Source organism: Enterobacter cloacae complex sp. HYC080_NIDB (assembly GCF_056673325.1).
In genome coordinates this window covers 3717113-3737803 of the sequence record NZ_CP114212.1, presented here as the reverse complement: position 1 = coordinate 3737803, position 20691 = coordinate 3717113, and the positions used below count along the sequence as shown (strand labels likewise).

The window sequence follows — 20691 nt, the reverse complement described above, 5'->3', positions numbered from 1 at the left end:
TGGTGTGGGTTAACCGTTACCCCCTTGAGGCGGCGCGACCGGGGCAGGGGCCGGTGATGGGGTAATCAGACCTGAACTGTTGGTGGCAGGCAGTGTGGCAGGTTGATCTTCTGCGCGTTGTGCCGGTTTGGTGGCAGCATTTGTCAGATAATCGACCACGCGGCTGAGCGCCTCCGGCATCGGCTGACGTTTTACAGAGGTATGGATGGAGTATTTGGCTCGGGTATCGGTCGAGCGGGTCTGTTCTGACTTATGGCTAACACTCCCCTTCACGCTGACGGAGAATGGACCCCAGCCGATTTTGCCCTCCAGGGAGCCTTCCTGGCTGCTGCTTTCGTTGCTGGCTGCGCTCTGGTGGATCTCAAGCTCGAAGTCGATAGTCCCTTCTTCGATACAGATGATGGGATGCACGACTGCCGCGAGCAGAGGAATACGCATGACTTTGGTCTGCGTACCGGTCGTCACGCCTTTCTCATCGACGAGCGTTTCCTCATAATCAAACTGTACCGAAACGGCCTTGCCGTCCTTAATACAGACACTTAATAAGAAATCGGTATAACTTTTTGCTGCCTGGGTTTGGGCTTTAATCATTGCCTGTAGTGGCGCAGAGATCATACTTTCTAGCGGCAATGAACTAATAACTGAACCTATAAATCCGGCATCAACATTTGCATCTGGCATAATTCATTCCTCGATATTTTGGTGGTTGCAGAATATGTCTGCCCCTTAATCATGGATATCGATGAATAAAGCATCTATGAGCGTAAAGTAATGTTTTCAGAAATCATTCCGTCTGTATGGGGTGGTCTGTATCGAAAGTTACATGGCGAAATGTGACGGGCTGTGCTTAATAAATTAAACCGGCATTACTCCTGCAATTGAAAATTTCATCTGGTGTTATTGCTTTTCATCGCACAGCAGCTCTCGCGTTGAGGTCTGTATGAGGTTTTTAAGTGCCGCTAACAAGATAACGATTATTTAAGTGGGACGACAATGAATATACTTATTTATGATGAATTGCCGCTGTTCATTCATGGCATCCGATGCCGTTGGGCTGAACTTGCGCCCGCACTACATATCACAGCAGCACATAGCGAAGATGAGGTCTGGAAAGGTTTAATAAAAAACCGGGCTGATATTATTATTCTGGATGCTGATTACGAGATTGAGAAAAAAATAGCATTATTAACGCAGTTAACATCACAGGCGGATCATGTTTTCGTGTTGATGAACTTTTCACGGCTGGATAATGTAAACCCGATTTATTTTTTGGAGAATGGCGCTGCCGGGATTTTGACAAAGAAAATGGAGTCGGAAGAGTTATTGCAGGCGATCGAATGGGTGCGGCAAGGGAGAATATATTTACCGGATAGTTGCCTGCGTGAGCATAAATTAATACGAATGCATAATTCCCCGCCCCCTTTGCGCACACTCTCACCCCGGCAGCGCGAGATCCTGCATCTTGTTGTGCAGGGACACAGTAATAAACAAATTTGTCGTGTGCTGGGGATTGCGGAAGGAACGGTTAAGAATCATCTCCATGCCTTGTTTCGTCAACTGGGTGTCAGAAATCGTACGGAAGCGGCGATGATACTGGCACAAACGCCGGTTTAAGAAACAAACAAAATAATAAAGAAGGAAAAATCATCGCTTTTCCTTCTTTATCCGTTTGCATGCGTGTTACACGGCAGGAATATTGCGGCCGTAGTAGATTTCCCGCATCTCTTTCCAGAGCAGGTCGGTAATGGCCTTGCGCTCGTCTTCGCTCAAATCTTCTGGCCGGGTGTGGAACATGTAGTGCTTAAGGTCAAACTCCTTAAGTAACATCTTGGTATGGAAGATGTTTTCCTGATACACGTTCACATCCATCATGTCATACAGCGACTTCATGTCGTCAGACATAAAGTTCTGGATGGAGTTGATCTCATGGTCGATGAAGTGCTTCATCCCGTTGATATCGCGGGTGAAGCCGCGCACGCGATAATCAATGGTCACGATGTCCGATTCCAGCTGGTGGATTAAATAGTTCAGCGCGTTCAGCGGGGAAATCACGCCACAGGTCGACACTTCTATGTCAGCCCGGAAAGTACACAGCCCACCTTCCGGGTGGCTCTCCGGATAGGTATGCACGCAGATATGGCTTTTATCGAGGTGCGCGACGACCACTTCCGGCAGCGGGCCCGGATGCTCCGTTTTGTCGATAAGCTTCGGGTCGACCGGCTCTTCGCTGACCAGAATGGTCACGCTGGCACCCTGGGGTTCGTAATCCTGACGCGCGATGTTCAGGATGTTGGCGCCAATGATTGAACAGGTTTCTGTCAGGATCTCGGTCAGACGGTTGGCGTTGTAGAGTTCGTCGATATAGGCGATGTAACCATCGCGTTCTTCCGCTGTTTTGGCATAGCAGATATCGTAAATACAAAAACTCAGGCTTTTGGTCAGGTTGTTAAAGCCATGCAGTTTAAGCTTTTTCAATTAGCTCACCCCCTTAGTGGATAATGCGTCTTGCAGGTACTGAGGCAGCGCAAACGCGGCGGTATGAATTGCCGGATTGTAGTAGCGGCACGTGAGCCCAGCCTGATGGAAGCGGGCCTGAATAATTTCAGTCGAGAGGTGGCGCAGCACGTCGTTATCCGTCGCCCAGGCAAAGGTCATGATCCCGCCGTAATAGGTAGGAATGGCCGCCTGATAGAAGCTGACGTCAGAAAAATAGGTGCTGAGCTTGCGATGGCTGTCGAGCGCTTCATCCTGCTGCAGGAAGCAGACGCCGTTTTGTGCGACAAAGATCCCGCCAGGGTTCAGGCAGCGCTTACAGCCTTCGTAGAACGAGGAGGTAAACAGCGATGCGCCCGGGCCGATAGGGTCGGTGCAGTCGGAGATAATCACGTCAAAGGTCTGCGAGGTCTGGTTAACGAAGTTAACGCCGTCGTCAATCACCAGGTTAAACCGCGGATCGTCATAGCTACCGGCATTGTGGTTGGGCAGGTACTGACGGCAGAAAGAGACCACACCCGCGTCGATCTCGACCATCGTAATGGTTTCAATCGATTGATGACGGGACACTTCACGCAGCATTGCGCCGTCGCCACCGCCGATAATCAGAACGTGTTTCGCGTGCCCGTGCGCCAGCAGCGGAACGTGGGTCATCATCTCGTGATAGATAAACTCGTCACGCTCGGTCGTTTGTACTACGCCATCCAGTGCCATGACGCGGCCAAAAGCGGCATTCTCAAAGATGATGAGATCCTGGTGATCGGTTTTCTCATGATAGAGCACGTTATCAACGGCAAAATACTGACCAAACTGGTCATGCAGTGTTTCATGCCACAACGTGTGGTCGGCCATACGCGGACTCCTCCTTTGTTAACATCCGTAACACTCATAAAAAATGAGCGAAACATGATAGCTAACTATAACCATGGTTGCACGGTTATAGGGTGAACAGGGGGCGTCGGGAAGATTATTTCACGTAGGCGAGCAGGCTGAGTGAATCGCGAGCCAGCGCTTTGCATTTTTTAGCCGTGGGAATGCCAATACCGCTCAAGTCACGGTAACTGTCTTCACCGAGCGCCTTCATGTCAAAGCTGTCGTAGTTGCTGAGATCCCATTGGTTCTGCTGGGCGAAAAAGACCAGCGCACGGCGAATTTGCCCGTTGGGTAAATTCTGGTAGCCACAATCATTTTTCAGGAATACAAAAACCGCCGTCAGGTCGGCCATATCTTCCGCTTCATTTTCACTGAGCGCATAGCTGTTCGCACACATTGCCATCAGGCTACCGAACAAAATTGTCCTGAAAAACGTCTTCATTGCTTCTACCACTTCTTCACGGAAAATTAACGTTAGCATACTTGATGCCAGTGCGACGATCTTTATTATTGCCGCCCGACTTGACCTTCCGGTAAGGGGAGGGTTTATGCTCAAAAGATCGCCTGCTGGAAATAAGGAAATGAACATGCAACGTCGTGATTTTTTAAAATATTCCGTTGCGCTGGGGGCTGCCAGCGCACTACCACTCTGGAGCCGCACCGTTTTCGCGGCTGAAAGACCTGCCTTACCCATCCCTGATTTACTGACCGCTGACGCCCGTAGCCGTATCCAGCTCGTTGTTCAGTCCGGTCAAACATCCTTTGGCGGGCACAACGCCACGACGTGGGGCTATAACGGCAATTTGCTCGGTCCGGCGCTTCAGCTACGTAAAGGGAAAGCGGTGACGGTGGATATCCACAACACGCTCGCAGAAGAGACGACGCTCCACTGGCACGGGCTGGAAGTGCCGGGTGAAGTCGACGGTGGACCACAGGGCATTATCAAGGCCGGTGGTAAACGTAGCGTGACTTTTACGCCCGAGCAGCGTGCGGCGACCTGCTGGTTCCATCCGCATCAGCATGGCAAAACCGGCCATCAGGTTGCGATGGGGTTGGCCGGGCTGGTGCTGATTGAAGACGATGAAAGCCGCCTGCTGCGTCTGCCGAAACAGTGGGGCATCGATGATGTGCCGGTGATTGTGCAGGACAAAAAATTCACCGCAGACGGGCAGATTGACTACCAGCTGGACGTCATGAGCGCGGCGGTCGGCTGGTTCGGGGATACGCTGCTGACCAACGGTGCGATTTACCCTCAGCACGCCGCGCCAAAAGGCTGGCTGCGTTTACGTCTGCTTAACGGCTGTAATGCGCGTTCCCTTAATTTTGCGACCAGTGATAAACGCCCTTTGTACGTGGTCGCCAGCGACGGGGGGCTTCTGCCCGAGCCAGTTAAAGTGGATGCGCTGCCGATGCTCATGGGGGAGCGCTTTGAGGTGCTGGTGGATATCAGCGACGGCAAGGCGTTTGACCTGGTGACCCTCCCGGTCAGCCAGATGGGGATGGCGGTTGCGCCATTTGATAAGCCGCATCCAGTGTTACGCATTCAGCCGTTACTGGTTACCGCGTCGGGCACGCTGCCGGATACTTTAACCACGCTGCCTGCACTCCCGTCGCTTGACGGGCTCACGCAACGCAAGCTTCAGCTCTCCATGGACCCGATGCTCGACATGATGGGCATGCAGGCGCTGATGAAGAAGTATGGCAATCAGGCAATGGCGGGAATGCATCACGGTCAGATGATGGGCCATATGAATATGGACCACGGCAAAATGGGCGGCATGGATCATGGCGGCCATGGCTTTGATTTCCACAACGCCAATAAGATCAACGGTAAATCGTTTGATATGAACACGCCGATGTTTGCCGCTACAAAAGGGCAGTTTGAGCGCTGGGTGATTTCAGGCGAAGGCGACATGATGCTGCACCCGTTCCACATCCACGGCACGCAGTTCCGCATTCTTTCTGAGAACGGCAACGCGCCGGATGCGCATCGCGCAGGCTGGAAGGACACCGTGAGAGTGGAGGGCGGCGTGAGCGAGGTGCTGGTGAAGTTTGACCACGACGCGCCGAAGGAGTTTGCCTACATGGCGCATTGCCATCTGCTGGAGCATGAAGATACGGGGATGATGCTCGGTTTTACCGTATAAAAAAAGCCGGGTGGCGGCTTCGCCTTACCCGGCCTACTTTTCGCTGGTGCGGCCTGATGCCCTCACCCTGACCCTCTCCCACGGGGAGAGGGAACAGACACTAAAAACGGAAACTTTCGTTGCCGTTTTGCTTTTACCTTGCGTCGTCAGGCAGCGCATACGCGACGATATAGTCGCCCATCTTCGTGCCAAACGAACCGTGACCACCCGCAGAGATGACAACGTACTGCTTGCCATTCACTTCATAGGTCATCGGCGTTGCCTGTCCACCCGCAGGCAGACGGCCTTGCCACAGTTTCTCACCGTTGGTCATGTTGTACGCGCGCAGGTAGTTATCTGCGGTTGCCGCGATGAACAGTACGTTACCGGCGGTAGAGATTGGGCCACCCAGCATTGGCATACCCATATTGAACGGCACCGGAACCGGCATTGGGAACGGCATGCTGTCCTGTGGCGTACCAATACGTTTTTTCCACACAATCTGGTTGGTTTTCAGATCCAGACCGGAGATGTAACCCCAGGCAGGCTGTTTACACGGCAGACCAAACGGTGACAGGAACGGGTTCAGGGTCACGCCATACGGTACGCCGTACTGCGGCTGGATACCGGCTTCGGTACCGCTGCCTTTCGCATCTTTCGGCTGCTCCATTGGGTTGCCCGGACCGCGTGGGATCAGGCGGGAAACGAACGGCAGCGCCATTGGGTTGGCGATAGCAACCTGACGGTTCGGGTCGACGGAAATACCGCCCCATTCGAACATCCCCAGGTTACCCGGGAAGACCAGCGTGCCCTGCTCAGAAGGTGGTGTGAAGATGCCTTCATAGCGCAGCTGATGGAACATCACGCGGCATACCAGCTGGTCAAACATGGTGGCACCCCACATGTCTGCCCCGCTCAGGTCTTTCTTCGGACGGAAGCTCAGGTCAGAGAACGGCTGCGTTTTAGAGACGTAGTCGCCTTTCGCCGCGCCCTGCGGAACCGGTTTTTCCGGCGCAGGCACAACCAGCTTGCCGTTGCTGCGATCCAGCACGAAGATGTTGCCCGTCTTGGCCGGAGCGTAAATCACCGGAACGGTTTTGCCGTTAACGGTAATGTCGGCCAGCGTCGGCTGGGACGGCATATCCATATCCCACAGATCGTGGTGAACGGTCTGGTAGCTCCATGCCAGCTTACCGGTCGTCGCGTTCAGCGCCACGATGGCGCTCGCATAGCGCTCCTGCTCCGGCGTACGGTTACCGCCCCAGATATCTGGCGTGGTCACACCCATCGGCAGGTACACCAGGTCCAGCTTCGCGTCATACGCGGCAGGCGCCCAGGAGTTTGGCGAGTTGAAGGTAAACGTGTGTTCGTCTGACGGAATCGCGTTAGGATCTTTCGCGCCCGGGTCGAAGGCCCACAGCAGTTTACCGGTATTCACGTCGAAGCCGCGGATCACGCCCGAGGTTTCACGCGTGGAGAAGTTATCCGTCACCGAACCGGCAATCACGATGGTTTTATCGGTGATGATTGGCGGAGAAGTCGGTTCATACAGACCCGGCGTGGTGTCCGGCATGTTGGTCTGCAGATTCAGGATACCTTTGTTGGCGAAGGTTTCGCACAGCTTGCCGGTTTCTGCGTTGATAGCGAACAGACGACCATCGTTGACCGGCAGCATAATGCGGCGCGGACAGTCGGCAATGACTTCCGGGCTGGCATTATCGGCACGCGCTTCATGGTAAGAGACACCGCGGCAGGTAACGTGCTGGAACGACGGGTTGGAGTTCAGCTGTGGATCGAAGTGCCATTTCTCTTTACCGGTGGCCGCGTCGAGCGCGAACAGGCGCTGGTGCGCCGTACACAGGTAGAGCATGTTGCCCACTTTAATTGGCGTCACTTCGTTGGTCAGTTCGCCCGGATCGTTTGGCATCTTCAGGTCGCCGGTGCGGAATACCCAGGCTTCCTTCAGATTTTTAACGTTGTCGGCGTTGATCTGCTTGAGTGGAGAGTAGCGTTGGCCTTCCTGGTTACGCCCGTAGGCTGGCCAGTCGCCATCCGCAACCTGAGAAATGGCCGCAGCAGGGGTGGCTTCCGTGTTCAGCGTACCGTTGATCTCCTGCGGGTCGTTAAAGCCGGCCCAGGTCAGGATACCGCCGCTGATCAGCAGCGCCACGACCAGTGCCGCAACGGCTCCGCTGGATGGCACAATCAGGCGACGCCAGACGAACGGCAGGATCAGCCAGATACCGAAGAAGACCAGGATGTCGCTGCGCGGCGTCAGTGCCCAGAAGTCGAAGCCGACTTCCCAGACGCCCCAGATCATGGTTGCGAGGAGTAAAACTGCATACAGCCACAGTGCAGATTGTTTTCTACGCCAGAGCAGGACGGTTACGCCAAGCATAACCAGGCCCGCGATTGGGTAGTACCAGGAGCCGCCGATCGCGACCAGCCAGACGCCACCGATTAACAGGTACAGGCCGCAGAAGGCGGCGAATAACGCTGTTAGTGTCACCAGTAGACGCGGCTGTTTAGAGTGTGTTTCAGCCATAGAAAGTGTACTCGTCAGTTTTTGTTAATAATTTGCTAGCAACTAATTATAGGTATTAACAAGTGTGATCGGAATCACAATATTTGCTTTTTATAACTCATACGCCAGGCTTATCCATTTGCTGATATAATGGCTGGCTTGCGTATCAATGCCTGAAGTGAGTTCATCTGCATTGAGAGATTTTCATTAAAATCATATGGTTAGTAATATGAAACATACTGTTGAAGTGATGATCCCGGAAGCCGAGATCAAAGCGCGTATCGCCGAACTGGGTCGTCAAATCACCGAACATTACAAGGACAGCGGCAGCGAAATGGTGCTGGTTGGTCTGTTGCGTGGCTCTTTCATGTTCATGGCGGACCTGTGCCGTGAAGTGCAGGTGCCTCACGAGGTCGATTTTATGACCGCCTCCAGCTACGGCAGCGGCATGTCCACAACCCGTGATGTGAAAATCCTGAAAGATCTGGATGAAGATATTCGTGGCAAAGACGTGTTGATCGTGGAGGATATTATCGACTCCGGTAACACGCTCTCTAAAGTGCGCGAGATCCTGAGCCTGCGCGAGCCGAAATCACTGGCAATTTGTACGCTGCTGGATAAACCTGACCGTCGCGAAGTGCAGGTCCCGGTAGAGTTTGTCGGTTTCTCCATTCCGGACGAATTCGTGGTGGGTTACGGCATCGACTACGCACAGCGTTATCGTCATCTGCCGTATGTGGGAAAAGTGGTATTGCTGGACGAGTAAACGAGTTGGGTGCGGCCTGATGCCCTCACCCCGGCCCTCTCCCACAGGGAGAGGGAGCAAACCCAAAAAACGGCAACCTGGTTGCCGTTTTGCTTTTACCTCGGCGCCACCCGGCTTTTTAACGTGCACTTATTTGTGGTTCACATGCTTAAGCTTGAGGTTGGCAATCCCTGAGCGGTAACGCTGTTCCAGCGTTTCGCGGTTGGTGGCGGTGACTTCCAGATTGCGCAGCAGACCATCGTGAATACCGTACGCCCAGCCGTGGATAGAGACCTTCTGCCCGCGTTTCCACGCTGACTGCATGATGGTCGAATGCCCAAGGTTATACACCTGCTCCATCACGTTGAGTTCGCACAGGGTGTCCATGCGACGCTCCTGCGGCATTTCGCCCAGCAGTGAGCTATGTTTGAACCAGATATCGCGGATGTGCAGCAGCCAGTTATCAATCAATCCCAGTTCCGGGTTTTCAACCGCCGCCTGCACGCCGCCGCAGCCGTAGTGGCCACAAATAATGATGTGCTCGACTTCCAGAACGTCAACGGCATACTGAACCACAGACAGGCAGTTGAGATCGGTGTGAATCACCAGGTTGGCGACATTACGGTGAACAAACAGTTCTCCTGGCTCAAGGCCAGTCAGACGTTCCGCCGGCACGCGGCTGTCGGAACAGCCAATCCAGAGAAAGCGCGGGTTCTGGGCTTGTGCGAGTTTTCCAAAAAATCCGGGGTCTTCCTCCACCAGCATTTTTGACCATAGTGCATTGTTGCTAATGAGTGTATCTATGTCGTTCATGGAGGTTAGCGACCTGTAACCAAGTAATTGCGTTGCGCTACTATAGGGTAACCCGACTTTTAATGAAACCACACAACGTGTGTAAGAACTGAAGGTAAGTTAAATTCATGGCAATTGCACTGGAGCTTGAGCAGCTTAAAAAAACCTATTCGGGTGGCGTTCAGGCGCTACGCGGGATAGATCTTAAAGTAGAGGCCGGGGATTTTTACGCGCTTCTGGGGCCGAATGGGGCAGGGAAATCTACCACCATCGGGATCATCAGCTCGCTGGTGAACAAAACCTCCGGCCGCGTTAGCGTGTTCGGATACGATCTGCAAAAAGATGTGGTTAACGCCAAACGCCAGCTGGGGCTGGTACCGCAGGAGTTCAACTTCAACCCGTTCGAGACGGTGCAGCAGATCGTCGTTAACCAGGCGGGTTATTACGGCGTTGAGCGCAAAGAGGCGCTGGAGCGCAGCGAAAAGTACCTGAAGCAGCTCGATCTGTGGGAAAAACGTAACGAACGTGCGCGGCTGTTGTCCGGCGGGATGAAACGCCGCCTGATGATTGCCCGTGCGCTGATGCATGAGCCAAAACTGCTGATCCTCGATGAACCGACCGCGGGTGTGGATATCGAACTGCGCCGCTCGATGTGGGGCTTCCTGAAGGATCTGAACGATAAAGGCACCACCATTATTCTGACTACCCACTATCTGGAAGAGGCTGAAATGCTGTGCCGCAACATCGGCATCATTCAGCACGGCGAGCTGGTGGAAAACACTTCGATGAAAAACCTGCTTTCCAAGCTGAAATCAGAAACCTTTATCCTCGACCTGGCGGCAAAAAGCCCGCTGCCGAAGCTGGAAGGGTACCAGTATCGTCTGGTGGATACCTCGACGCTGGAAGTGGAAGTGCTGCGCGAGCAGGGGATCAACAGCGTGTTCTCTCAGCTGAGCGCGCAGGGGATTCAGGTTTTAAGTATGCGTAACAAAGCGAACCGACTGGAAGAGCTGTTTGTCTCTCTGGTGCAGGATAAACAAGGAGACAAGGCATGACGCATCTTTATTGGGTCGCGCTGAAAAGCATCTGGGCGAAAGAGATTAACCGCTTTATGCGTATCTGGGTGCAAACCCTCGTGCCACCGGTGATCACCATGACGCTCTATTTCATCATCTTCGGTAATCTGATTGGTTCCCGGATTGGTGAGATGCACGGTTTTACCTATATGCAATTTATCGTGCCGGGTCTGATCATGATGGCGGTGATCACCAACGCCTACGCGAATGTGGCGTCGTCGTTCTTTAGCGCCAAATTCCAGCGCAATATTGAAGAGCTGCTGGTGGCACCCGTGCCGACGCATGTGATTATCGCCGGGTACGTGGGCGGCGGCGTAGCGCGCGGTTTGTGCGTGGGGATCCTGGTGACGTCGATTTCGCTGTTCTTCGTCCCGTTCCAGGTCCACTCCTGGCTATTTGTCGCGCTGACGCTGCTTCTGACGGCAATCCTGTTCTCGCTGGCCGGTCTGCTGAACGCGGTATTTGCCAAAACGTTTGACGACATCAGCCTGATCCCGACCTTCGTGCTGACGCCGCTCACCTACCTCGGCGGGGTCTTCTACTCCCTGACGCTGCTACCGCCCTTCTGGCAGGCGCTGTCGCACCTGAACCCGATCGTCTACATGATCAGCGGCTTCCGCTTTGGCTTCCTCGGTATTACCGATGTACCGTTGTTTACGACGGTGGCGGTGCTGGGGGTATTCATTGTCGCGTTCTACCTGCTGTGCTGGTATCTGATTCAGCGCGGTCGCGGTCTTCGCAGCTAACCTTTTGCCCGGCGACGCTCTGTTTGCCGGGCGCTTTCTTTGACAGTTATCACCGTAAGCTAACCTTCACTCCGCTAAACTACTTGCCTGCTAAGGAGAGAGTTATGCTGGGATTGGTTATCACCTGCCACGATGAACAGGCGCAGGAAATGCTGGACAAGCTTGAGGCCAGATTGGGTCCGCTGGTGCAATGCCGGGCGGTTAACTACTGGCGTGGGTTAAGCACCAACATGCTCAGCCGGATGATGTGCGATGCGCTGCATGAAACAGACACCGGTGATGGGGTAATTTTTCTGACGGATAAATCAGGCGCTGCACCTTATCGGGCCGCCGCGTTGCTGAGCCACAAGCACGATAATTGTGAAGTGATCTCCGGTATCAGTCTGCCTTTACTCGAAGCCATGTATCCCCTTCGCGCCTCATTAAGCAGCGCGGAGTTTCGTCACGCCATTGTGGGGGAGGGCATGCCTGGGGTGAGCAGCTTGTGGCACCAGCAGCAGAAGAACCCGCCTTTCGTTCTGCTTCACGATCTGTATAAACATTAAACATTGGTATTGATGTCGCTTTTGCTACAATGGCGACTGATTTTCCGTGTCGATTTATATCCTATGTTCATGCGCGTTATCTTTATCCTTTTGCTGCTGGTGTCCGGTGGGGCGTCTGCCAGCCTGGTGAGTCAGCAAGGTCTCCCTGCTCACTATATGCAAACCACTGAGGATGCAGCCATCTGGGCCCAGGTGGGTAACGACGTGGTTAACGTGGGCAATGTGCGCGCCGGGCAGATCCTCGCGGTCTTTCCCGCCGCGGCGGATTATTATGAATTTCGCTTCGGGTTCGGCACGGGGTTTATTGATAAAGCGCACCTTGAAAACGTGCAGGGCAAGCAGCGTGTAGAGGACAGTCTGGGCGATCTGAATAAGCCGCTCAGTAACCAAAACCTCATCACATGGAAAGATACGCCCGTCTATAACGCGCCCAGTAGCGGAAGTGCGCCCTTTGGCACCCTTAGCGCCAACCTGCGTTACCCCATTCTGAATAAGCTCAAAGACCGTCTGAATCAGACATGGTATCAAATCCGCATTGGCAATCGCCTGGCGTGGATCAGCAGCCTGGATGCGCAGGAAGATAACGGCATCCCGGTTCTCACCTACCACCATATTCTGCGCGAAGAAGAAAACACCCGTTTTCGCCATACCTCCACGACCACCAGCGTACGTGCGTTCAGCAACCAGATGACCTGGCTTCGCGATCAGGGATACGCGACGCTGACGATGTACCAGCTGGAAGGCTACGTGCGTAACAAGATGAACCTGCCCGCGAAAGCGGTGGTGATTACGTTTGACGATGGGCTGAAGTCGGTGAGCCGTTATGCTTACCCGGTTTTGAAAGAATATGGCTTCAACGCGACGGCGTTTATCATTTCGTCACGCATCAAAGGTCATCCGCAGAAGTGGGACCCAAAATCGCTGCAGTTTATGAGCGTTCAGGAAATTAAAGGCATACAGGGGCTTTGTTGAATAAATCGAACTTTTGCTGAGTTGAAGGATCAGATCACGCATCTTCCCGACAACGCAGACCGTTCCGTGGCAAAGCAAAAGTTCAAAATCACCAACTGGCCCACCTACAATAAAGCCCTCATCAACCGTGGCTCCATAACTTTCTGGCTGGATGATGAAGCTATTCAGGCCTGGTATGAGTCAGCAACACCTTCTTCACGAGGCAGACCTCAGCGCTATTCTGACCTTGCCATCACGACTGTGCTGGTCATTAAACGCGTATTCAGGCTGACCCTGCGCGCTGCGCAGGGCTTTATTGATTCCATTTTTTCTCTGATGAACGTTCCGCTACGCTGCCCGGATTACAGCTGTGTCAGCAGGCGGGCAAAGTCGGTTAATGTCAGTTTCAAAACGCCCACCCGGGGTGAAATCGCACACCTGGTAATTGATTCCACCGGGCTGAAGGTCTTCGGTGAAGGCGAGTGGAAAGTCAAAAAGCATGGCCAGGAACGCCGCCGTATCTGGCGTAAGCTGCATCTCGCCGTTGACAGTAAAACACATGAAATCATCTGCGCTGACCTGTCGCTGAACAACGTTACGGACTCAGAGGCCTTCCCCGGGTTAATCCGGCAAACCCACCGGAAAATCAGGTCAGCCGCCGCCGATGGCGCTTACGATACCCGGCTATGTCACGATGAACTGCGGCGTAAGAAAATCAGCGCGCTTATCCCTCCCCGAAAAGGTGCGGGTTACTGGCCCGGTGAATATGCAGACCGTAACCGTGCAGTGGCTAATCAGCGAATGACCGGGAGTAATGCGCGGTGGAAATGGACAACAGATTACAACCGTCGCTCGATAGCGGAAACGGCGATGTACCGGGTAAAACAGCTGTTCGGGGGTTCACTGACACTGCGTGACTACGATGGTCAGGTTGCAGAGGCTATGGCCCTGGTACGAGCGCTGAACAAAATGACGAAAGCAGGTATGCCTGAAAGCGTGCGTATTGCCTGAAAACACAACCCGCTACGGGGGAGACTTACCCGAAATCTGATTTATTCAACAAAGCCGCATACAGGACGTGTTCGACATTCAGTCGCATACTCACTTCCTGCATCGCGTGGATGGGTATAAACACCCGATTTTATTGAGCCGCAGCTATCACGTGATCCTGTTCGATTTTGAACGTTCCCGCCGTGCGCTGTCGCAGTTCAACCCGCGCGTGCTGTACCTTTCTTACCCGTTTGGCGGCTATGACAATAAAGCGATCAAGGCAGCGAACGATGCCGGTTTTCATCTGGCGGTAACGACGGTGAAAGGGAAGGTCAAGCCGGGGGATAATCCGTTCTTACTGAAACGCCTCTATATCTTAAGAACGGATTCGCTGGAGACGATGTCGCGGCTGATCAGCAATCAGCCGCAGGGGTAGGATTAATTGTAGGAGATGGTGAACACGCCGGAGGCGCTAAACGCGCCGGGGGTGATCATGCTGCCATCTGCGATCAGTTGGGCCACAAAGTTTATCTGCGTCGACGTGGGGACGCCTGTTTCCGTCATAACATATGACGAGTTCGCATCATTGGGAATAAGCTGCGAGTTCCCGTTGTTATACAAGATCTTCACGCCCGCACCTTGCGCCCCTGTCGAAAGCGTATTGCCGAGAAGGTCATGGTCTATACCCGTCAGCCTGGTTGTCGTGAGCTTAGTGGTATATTGCGCCACGCTGGCGCAGTCGTTGAAATTTATGCTAAAAGGCACGTCCTTGACGCGCTTGTATCTGATGTCTGAAACAAAATAATCTCCCAGATCCACCGTGTGCGTGCCGTTACCCAGCATGACGATATCACAGGTAGGCAATACGATAGGTACCTGGAATGAGTTCTCGTCCACTGTGAACGTCCAGGGCTTGTTATTGCTGTCCGCGGGATCGCCTATCGACATTTTCCCCAGAGTACCCGGTTTCGGTTTTATGACGGTTTCCCTGTTCGGGTTACCCTGGTAGTCATAACCGACGTAGAGGTATACGAAAGTGTTAATCCATCTGTCCTGTATAGGGGTATTTTGCCCCCATGCTGCAGTGGTATACCAGCCGGAAGTATTCGTTCCAAATAGGCCGCCGATTCCAGTGTCGGAGGTTTTTACCTTCACGCTGTAATAGATGCCGGGGATATTGGTCGCAAACATGCCCTCGTTGTACTTGCTGCCTGCCAGCAGCTCAGGGTTGGTTTGCGCCATCAGATTGTAACCGTCATTCCCGGGGCCACAATGTATCTGGATGCCCGGCGTGATGTTAACGGTAAAGATTTCATTGATATACGCCCCCTGATCGGGTAAGCGAATTGTTGCCCCCGAGTATTCAGAGTTGACCAGTTTTGTTGTACCGCCATCGCCATCATCCATTCGACATTCTGCTGCCCAACCTGACTGGCAAAAAGAGAAAAGCAGGCCGGTTAAGGCAACCTTCGCAGCACCGCTAATAAGGGGGCTGTGTGTGAATTCTTTGAACATTCTCATCCATTTCCTGTTCTGGTTATTATTCATAAGTGACGTCAACGCGTATTTTGCTGGTCACCGTCCCGCCAGTAACAACGCCTGTGTTTTGATATCTGACGTAGAATTCATAATCCGTTATATATGCAGAACCCTCACCACTCACGTCGTAAACGACTTTTGACGTTCCGTCGTTATTTAATACGTTGGCTTTATTTTTTCCGGAAAAAATCACCACGCCGACGTTTCTCGCCGTTCCTGCAGCAGTATCATCGCTTTTAAATACCTGGTTTTGTCCCGGCCAGAATCCTGATTGAGGAGAGAAGCTGAAATTCAGCTTTGCAGGGTTGCCGCTTTCACCATAGCAGTCATCGACATGAATCTTAAAAGGTGTGCCGCCTGCATCATCGCCAGGAACATAGCGATCGCTACCATCAGCGTTATAAAACCAACTACGTATAACCGTGGGGAGATAGATTTCTCCTCCATTATCAACGGTTACCTTACAACTGCTATTAACAATGTTGGCGGTAATGTTCGTATCCAGGCCTGAATTTGCCCGGCCTACGTCAGGTAAAAGCCCACCAGCCAGGCCGACAAGCAACACAAGACCGGGCTGGCGAAAGAGAATCGGTAATTGTTGCATGACAATTCCTGTATTACTGATAGGTTACGGTGAAGGTCACAGGCGCAGTTACCGAGCCTGTACCCACATCAGCGATGGTCTTATCCTTCGCGATCACGATACGGGAGTTCATCGGGAACTCACCCACGCCGCTGGTGATGGTAACCGCCTGCGCTGCGGGTGGTGTTTTACAGTTCAGTTGAAGGCCGGAATCCACCGCGCCAGACCAGAGCTCAAAGGCGGTGTTCTGGCCGGCGGCATAAGCGTCACCGTCCAGGTTATTACCTGAGCATGAGCCGCCTGTACCGGACGCCGCAGACACCATGGCTTTTTTCACGCCAGCGCAGCCCGTGAATGAGATTTTCAGCGGTTCTACGCGACTTTTGTTTTCCAGATCAGCTTTATACACATCACCAAAGTTCACCTCAGTGGCATCCGCGCCCGCGCTGTTGGTCACTTTCGCCGTACAGGTGCCAGCGGTGATGGTTGACTGGACGGTTAGCTTGGCGCTGGGGGTGCCTGTAATCGCTGCATTTGCCGTGCCGGTAGCGAAAAGGGCAGCAACGGACAGGGCGAGTAAAGTTGAGTTAAATTTCATTTGAGTGCTCCGTTATCTGCACAAATCATTCGTAGCTGAATTCAAACGTCACTATGGCTTCGAAATCGCCTGTGGTCATTTTGCCGGTTTGGGTTTCTTTCAGAGTCGCCACCAGGGGGATTTCCTTGCTGGTGATTTCCGCCGCGGACCAGACCAGACGCTGAGCATCGTTGGTCGAGTTAATGGTGAACGGTGCGTCCGGGGCGGATGCACGGGCAATGGTGACGGCTGCATAATCTGCACCGCCGCTGGCGGTCGTTTTCGAGTTACTTACGCCCGTTAACAGATCGGTGTTCTGCGTACCCTTCACCGTGGTTTTCAGGTCGCTCAGCGAGGACGGACATTCAACGATGGCCAGCTTGAATTCAGCTGTCGCTGTACCGGCCTGCACCTGGTCGAGACGGATTTTGCCTTGCGAGTCTCCGATTTTAAGCGTCTGCTGGGTATTGGAACCTGAGCCGCCAACCAGCTTCATATCACAGGTCGTTTCACGAAGGTTGGCGGTAAAGTTAACCGTAAGATCGGTACTGTGTGCCGTCCCTGAAAGCGTCAGCGCTGTCATGACAATGACAGACAGGCTGAGAAGCATCTTTTTCATATGATTTCTCTTAATTTCCCGGATTACATTTCACATGTTTGGTTATTGAGGAGGGTAATGAGCCCGGCTTTCTCTAAATCGGGTTTCAGCTGATAGCGCACGGTGCAGGAGCCGTCCTTGTCACCGCTCCAGACCACGCGGAGCACGCCGCTGTTCTCGATGCCGCGAACATAGGCCTGACCGGCCTGGCCCACGGAACCCACCGATTCATTTTTTTCATTCAGCACGTCAGCGCCCAGCGGAATAAAGCCGTTATCGTTACGCTTAAGCTCAAGAACGACCGAACGTCCTTCGTCGGTTTCAAAATTCACCAGCACGACAGAACCGCTGCGCGGTACGGTGGTGGTGGTGGTATTTTTCACTTCAACGTCGTTTTCGAGGGTCCTGATATCCAGCGAAACCCGGTTTTCCCGATACGCGGACATATACGGCAGAATGCCGTAGCCCGAGTCGTCAATTGTGCCTGCGCCGTAGCCCACACCCGCGCCCTTCGCACCGCTGGCCTTGACTACCGCGATGGCATCGTTATCGCCAATGCTGCCCGGTGCGAAGGCGATACCGCCCGCGTGTGCGACCATCCCGCCGCTGTAAGAGGCGGAGAACTGCTTGCTATTGTCGTCACCAAACGAGGCGGAAACGCCGAGCGGACCATAGCTGCTATTTAGCGAGCTATAACCACTGATTTGGTTCAGGTTGCCGTAGTTACCGCTGCTGGACGACGTACTGACGGAGTAGCTGACCTTGTTATCCTGAGTGTTGCCACTCGCGGAGCTGTTGAAGTTAGTACCGCCTTTAAGATCGGAACGCAGGCCCATGTTGACGTTCGAGAACCCAGCTAAACGCGAGTTGTCCTGCGAGAAGACGCTCAGCGGCACGCTCAGGCTGAGGTAAACGCTGTCATCCTGTTGACCGCGCTGGTCGTAAGTCCGCTGTAACGACAGGCTATAGCTACCGTAGGCGAAGCTGTTGTTGTAGCCCACGTTGTAGTTAGAGTTAGAGCCTTCCCCGTTCCAGTAGTCTTGCCAGGTTCCGCTGACGTACAGCGAACCGTAATCCTTTTCAGCCGCCCTCAGAGGCTGGTTGAGGCTGATTTGGATCTGGTTTTTAGTACGCTGGTAGTCATCGTAAAGAGCCGTATTTGACTCATAGCTACGGTTGGCATAGTTCTGCTGTTTGATGCTGTTACGCAGTTGCGCGGCATCGTTCAGGCTCAGATAGTCTTCGGTAGAGAAGCGATAGGCCGCCACGTTGAACGAGGTGTTCGTGGCTTCAATGCGCTTACTGTATGTCAGACGATAACTCTGCCCACTGCGCGTGCCCAGGTCTTCGATATCCGCGTGCGACTGGGTGATGTCCAGCGCGAAAGCACCGATGGGGGTGTTCATTGCCAGGCCGAGGATGCCTGCATAGAAGTCCATGTCGGTGTACTGGGCGCCAGCATAGCCCGTGAAGGTATTGTTGAGGCCGTAGTAGAGCGTACCGTAGCCTACCTGGGGCTTGTCGATCAGCGAGTCGTCGTTCAGTTCACCCATGCCAACGTCCCAGCGTGAGGATCCAGGGCGTAGCATCTGGGTCACGGACGAGAACGGCACCGTGAACGTGTGCTTGCTGCCGTCCGCCTCTTCAATGGTGACCAGCAGATCGTTACCGTAGCCCGTGGTGCTCAAATCGTTGATCTCAAACGCGCCCGGCGGCACTGAGGTCTCATAAATTTTATTGCCGCTCTGCGTGACGCTGACTTTGGCATTGCTGTTTGCCACGCCGCGAATCACCGGTGCATACCCCGTTGAACCGTTTGGCAGCATACGTTCGTCGCTATACAGACGTGTTCCGCGCAGGCTCAAGGAGTCGAAGGCTTCTCCGTTGGTAAAGGAGTCACCGAGTACCCATTGCGCGTCAAGAGAGGTGATGTCACGCTGAAGATAAATATCCTGGCTGCTGTAGTGCGTGCCGTTGTCTTTATCCCAGTTCAGACTGCCGCGCGATCGCAGGCGCCATGGTCCCATGTTGAGACCATAGCGCAGGCCCGCATAGGCGCTTTCAGAGGTTGAACCGCTGTTTTCGCTGTGCCAGCCGTTGAGATCGTAAGACAGAAGCGCCGCCGGAATGCCGTTATCCCAAAGGGACGGGTCGACATAGCCTAACGGGCGCTTAACCACGTAAATTTGCGGGAAGTTGAGGTTCAACACCTGCTTAGCACTGTCGTAGTTGACCGACGCTTCAGGATAGAATTTTTTTACATCGATGCAGGTCTCGTTGTCGTCGTCGTCCAGCTCGTCTCCGAGTGCGCGGGTATCCACACCGGACTGCGAGAGCAAAAGCCTCGTAATACAGGGTGTCGCGCGCGGCGTCCCGTTATCTTTAAAGATAATGTCAACCGTCGATTTTAACGTGCCGTTTAAATTGACCCTGGTACGGTACGTACCCGGCGCCACCGGGTTACCATGCGCAAAGCGGCTTACGTCAATATTTGTGCTTCTTGAGAGAAGAAACTGTTCGTTAAATTCGACCGCATCTTCGTTTTCCTGCGCGGTGTCATTAGCTGCGTGACTGTCTGCACAAACATGTAAGGGGAATGCCGTGCCGATCGCAAGGCATAAAAGAGAACGTCGGAACACCATGGCACATCCATTTATCAGTGCGGATAAACATATCCGCAGAGCTCATGCTATCTATTGTTATGTTGTCGGGTGGCAAATTACTTCAGCGTGGTTTCGTGGTTGTCGACCCCACCGTTATCGTTAATTGTTTCGTATGCCACTTTGCCGGTTGTGGTGGTGGTTAATCCTTTGACCAGCATGGCTTTCTCGCTGAAAGGCAGAACAGACTGGTGGGCTACCTCATAGGTCTTTTGGCCCGACTTAAGTTTGACCATTGAAATCGCTACGTTGTACGGGGACTCGTTATGGGCGACGAGGCTGACGCCGTTGCCGTCTTTCTTCATGGTCCAGGTGACATGGTCGGCGGCTTCCAGCGCTGAGCCTTTCAGTCCGTCTGGACGGAAAAAGAATTTAATGCGGGTGCGGAACGCCAGCTGAAGCTGGTTTGTATTTTCGGCGTTGGCATTTTTAGGTTTTGGCGGAATTTCTAATACGTTAAACCAGAACAACGATTCGCGGTCTTTTGGCAGCGACTGACCCATGTAGGTGATGCGCAAAGACTGACCTTGCTTAGGGTCGATACGTGAAACTGGCGGGGTGATCACGAACGGGAGCTTAAGTTCTTCCGGGCTTTTTTCGTCGCGACCGTCGTCCAGCCAGGACTGAACCAGCAGAGGTTTTGCACCACGGTTATCCAGGTTAACGATGACGTCTTTTGATGACTCAGGGTAAACAATGCGGGTGCCGGAAATAACAATATCGGCACTGGCGTGTGATGCTGAAAATAAAACAGCAGTAAACAGCGCGGTCTTTAATCCTTTAATTACGGATGCGTTAAACATAATTTTTCCACTTCCTGTTGGAATGATAAGAATAATCCCCCAGAAGCGGGGGATTATTTAAAACCTGCAA

The 20691-nt window shown here is 53.3% G+C and carries 19 protein-coding genes and 2 pseudogenes; 9 read left to right on the top strand and 12 right to left on the bottom strand.

Annotated features, from left to right (window positions below; all coding sequences use genetic code 11):
- Window positions 1–9 precede the first annotated feature (9 nt).
- Window positions 10–681: a DUF2589 domain-containing protein gene (locus O1723_RS17840; RefSeq protein WP_248190944.1), complete on the bottom strand. Its 672-nt coding sequence runs from the start codon at window positions 679–681 to the stop codon at window positions 10–12.
- Window positions 682–993: 312 nt separating this feature from the next.
- Between O1723_RS17840 and O1723_RS17835 the strand changes: the two genes are divergently transcribed.
- Window positions 994–1614, top strand: a complete 621-nt coding sequence (locus O1723_RS17835) for a LuxR C-terminal-related transcriptional regulator (protein ID WP_014882579.1) — start codon at window positions 994–996, stop codon at window positions 1612–1614.
- A 66-nt stretch (window positions 1615–1680) separates the two neighbouring features.
- Here the strand turns inward: O1723_RS17835 and speD are convergent, their stop codons facing one another.
- The 3 genes from speD to O1723_RS17820 all read right to left on the bottom strand — a co-directional run bounded on the left by speD (window position 1681) and on the right by O1723_RS17820 (window position 3808).
- A complete protein-coding gene (speD, locus tag O1723_RS17830; RefSeq protein WP_014882580.1) occupies window positions 1681–2475 on the bottom strand; it encodes an adenosylmethionine decarboxylase in 795 nt (264 codons plus the stop codon).
- Entirely contained in the window at window positions 2476–3345 is an 870-nt protein-coding gene (gene speE, locus O1723_RS17825; RefSeq protein ID WP_014882581.1) for a polyamine aminopropyltransferase, read from the bottom strand.
- A gap of 115 nt (window positions 3346–3460) precedes the next feature.
- Window positions 3461–3808, bottom strand: a complete 348-nt coding sequence (locus O1723_RS17820) for a YacC family pilotin-like protein (RefSeq protein ID WP_014882582.1) — start codon at window positions 3806–3808, stop codon at window positions 3461–3463.
- A 145-nt stretch (window positions 3809–3953) separates the two neighbouring features.
- On the opposite strand from O1723_RS17820, the gene cueO reads away from it, so the two are divergent.
- A complete protein-coding gene (gene cueO, locus O1723_RS17815) occupies window positions 3954–5513 on the top strand; it encodes a multicopper oxidase CueO (RefSeq protein WP_014882583.1) in 1560 nt (519 codons plus the stop codon).
- Between the two features lie 133 nt (window positions 5514–5646).
- Here the strand turns inward: cueO and O1723_RS17810 are convergent, their stop codons facing one another.
- Entirely contained in the window at window positions 5647–8037 is a 2391-nt protein-coding gene (locus tag O1723_RS17810) for a glucose/quinate/shikimate family membrane-bound PQQ-dependent dehydrogenase (protein ID WP_014882584.1), read from the bottom strand.
- A 208-nt stretch (window positions 8038–8245) separates the two neighbouring features.
- On the opposite strand from O1723_RS17810, the gene hpt reads away from it, so the two are divergent.
- Window positions 8246–8782 carry a hypoxanthine phosphoribosyltransferase gene (hpt, locus tag O1723_RS17805; RefSeq protein ID WP_014882585.1) on the top strand — a complete coding sequence of 179 codons (537 nt, stop codon included), beginning with the start codon at window positions 8246–8248 and terminating at the stop codon, window positions 8780–8782.
- A gap of 129 nt (window positions 8783–8911) precedes the next feature.
- On the opposite strand, the gene can is transcribed toward hpt, so the two are convergent.
- A complete protein-coding gene (gene can / locus O1723_RS17800) occupies window positions 8912–9574 on the bottom strand; it encodes a carbonate dehydratase (RefSeq protein WP_014882586.1) in 663 nt (220 codons plus the stop codon).
- Window positions 9575–9681: 107 nt separating this feature from the next.
- Between can and O1723_RS17795 the strand changes: the two genes are divergently transcribed.
- The 6 genes and pseudogenes from O1723_RS17795 to O1723_RS17770 form a co-directional block, all read left to right on the top strand.
- Complete coding sequence (locus O1723_RS17795; protein WP_248190943.1) at window positions 9682–10608, top strand: ABC transporter ATP-binding protein; 927 nt, start codon at window positions 9682–9684, stop codon at window positions 10606–10608.
- Window positions 10605–11375 carry an ABC transporter permease gene (locus O1723_RS17790; RefSeq protein WP_014882588.1) on the top strand — a complete coding sequence of 257 codons (771 nt, stop codon included), beginning with the start codon at window positions 10605–10607 and terminating at the stop codon, window positions 11373–11375. The genes O1723_RS17795 and O1723_RS17790 overlap by 4 nt, the downstream gene beginning before the upstream one ends.
- A 104-nt stretch (window positions 11376–11479) precedes the next feature.
- Window positions 11480–11920: a PTS sugar transporter subunit IIA gene (locus O1723_RS17785; RefSeq protein ID WP_248190941.1), complete on the top strand. Its 441-nt coding sequence runs from the start codon at window positions 11480–11482 to the stop codon at window positions 11918–11920.
- A gap of 63 nt (window positions 11921–11983) precedes the next feature.
- A pseudogene (locus tag O1723_RS17780) lies at window positions 11984–12880 on the top strand (polysaccharide deacetylase family protein); the annotation flags it as partial.
- 33 nt (window positions 12881–12913) lie between these two features.
- The gene (locus O1723_RS17775; protein ID WP_000654804.1) at window positions 12914–13882 is read left to right on the top strand and encodes an IS5-like element IS903B family transposase; all 969 of its coding nucleotides are present in this window, start codon (window positions 12914–12916) and stop codon (window positions 13880–13882) included.
- Window positions 13883–13940: 58 nt separating this feature from the next.
- A pseudogene (locus O1723_RS17770) lies at window positions 13941–14297 on the top strand (polysaccharide deacetylase family protein); the annotation flags it as partial.
- Window positions 14298–14299: 2 nt separating this feature from the next.
- Here the strand turns inward: O1723_RS17770 and O1723_RS17765 are convergent.
- The 6 genes from O1723_RS17765 to O1723_RS17740 form a co-directional block, all read right to left on the bottom strand.
- Entirely contained in the window at window positions 14300–15376 is a 1077-nt protein-coding gene (locus O1723_RS17765; protein ID WP_248191246.1) for a fimbrial protein, read from the bottom strand.
- Between the two features lie 25 nt (window positions 15377–15401).
- Window positions 15402–16004: a fimbrial-like protein gene (locus tag O1723_RS17760; protein ID WP_014882592.1), complete on the bottom strand. Its 603-nt coding sequence runs from the start codon at window positions 16002–16004 to the stop codon at window positions 15402–15404.
- A 13-nt stretch (window positions 16005–16017) separates the two neighbouring features.
- Window positions 16018–16581, bottom strand: a complete 564-nt coding sequence (locus O1723_RS17755) for a fimbrial protein (RefSeq protein ID WP_014882593.1) — start codon at window positions 16579–16581, stop codon at window positions 16018–16020.
- Window positions 16582–16606: 25 nt separating this feature from the next.
- Entirely contained in the window at window positions 16607–17179 is a 573-nt protein-coding gene (locus O1723_RS17750) for a fimbrial protein (RefSeq protein WP_014882594.1), read from the bottom strand.
- Window positions 17180–17202: 23 nt separating this feature from the next.
- Window positions 17203–19800 (bottom strand): outer membrane usher protein, encoded by a 2598-nt coding sequence (locus tag O1723_RS17745; protein WP_014882595.1) that lies wholly within the window; start codon window positions 19798–19800, stop codon window positions 17203–17205.
- A 77-nt stretch (window positions 19801–19877) separates the two neighbouring features.
- Window positions 19878–20621, bottom strand: a complete 744-nt coding sequence (locus O1723_RS17740; RefSeq protein WP_014882596.1) for a fimbrial chaperone — start codon at window positions 20619–20621, stop codon at window positions 19878–19880.
- Window positions 20622–20691 lie beyond the last annotated feature (70 nt).

What these genes read in the sequence shown, in the direction of transcription:
- speE (WP_014882581.1), bottom strand. Translation starts at nt 3,345, where the DNA reads ATGGCCGACCACACGTTGTGGCATGAAACACTGCATGACCAGTTTGGT.
- hpt (WP_014882585.1), top strand. Translation starts at nt 8,246, where the DNA reads ATGAAACATACTGTTGAAGTGATGATCCCGGAAGCCGAGATCAAAGCG.
- O1723_RS17820 (WP_014882582.1), bottom strand. Translation starts at nt 3,808, where the DNA reads ATGAAGACGTTTTTCAGGACAATTTTGTTCGGTAGCCTGATGGCAATG.
- O1723_RS17765 (WP_248191246.1), bottom strand. Translation starts at nt 15,376, where the DNA reads ATGTTCAAAGAATTCACACACAGCCCCCTTATTAGCGGTGCTGCGAAG.
- O1723_RS17840 (WP_248190944.1), bottom strand. Translation starts at nt 681, where the DNA reads ATGCCAGATGCAAATGTTGATGCCGGATTTATAGGTTCAGTTATTAGT.
- O1723_RS17750 (WP_014882594.1), bottom strand. Translation starts at nt 17,179, where the DNA reads ATGAAAAAGATGCTTCTCAGCCTGTCTGTCATTGTCATGACAGCGCTG.
- O1723_RS17745 (WP_014882595.1), bottom strand. Translation starts at nt 19,800, where the DNA reads ATGGTGTTCCGACGTTCTCTTTTATGCCTTGCGATCGGCACGGCATTC.
- O1723_RS17760 (WP_014882592.1), bottom strand. Translation starts at nt 16,004, where the DNA reads ATGCAACAATTACCGATTCTCTTTCGCCAGCCCGGTCTTGTGTTGCTT.
- O1723_RS17790 (WP_014882588.1), top strand. Translation starts at nt 10,605, where the DNA reads ATGACGCATCTTTATTGGGTCGCGCTGAAAAGCATCTGGGCGAAAGAG.
- cueO (WP_014882583.1), top strand. Translation starts at nt 3,954, where the DNA reads ATGCAACGTCGTGATTTTTTAAAATATTCCGTTGCGCTGGGGGCTGCC.
- O1723_RS17835 (WP_014882579.1), top strand. Translation starts at nt 994, where the DNA reads ATGAATATACTTATTTATGATGAATTGCCGCTGTTCATTCATGGCATC.
- can (WP_014882586.1), bottom strand. Translation starts at nt 9,574, where the DNA reads ATGAACGACATAGATACACTCATTAGCAACAATGCACTATGGTCAAAA.
- O1723_RS17785 (WP_248190941.1), top strand. Translation starts at nt 11,480, where the DNA reads ATGCTGGGATTGGTTATCACCTGCCACGATGAACAGGCGCAGGAAATG.
- O1723_RS17755 (WP_014882593.1), bottom strand. Translation starts at nt 16,581, where the DNA reads ATGAAATTTAACTCAACTTTACTCGCCCTGTCCGTTGCTGCCCTTTTC.
- O1723_RS17740 (WP_014882596.1), bottom strand. Translation starts at nt 20,621, where the DNA reads ATGTTTAACGCATCCGTAATTAAAGGATTAAAGACCGCGCTGTTTACT.
- O1723_RS17810 (WP_014882584.1), bottom strand. Translation starts at nt 8,037, where the DNA reads ATGGCTGAAACACACTCTAAACAGCCGCGTCTACTGGTGACACTAACA.
- O1723_RS17795 (WP_248190943.1), top strand. Translation starts at nt 9,682, where the DNA reads ATGGCAATTGCACTGGAGCTTGAGCAGCTTAAAAAAACCTATTCGGGT.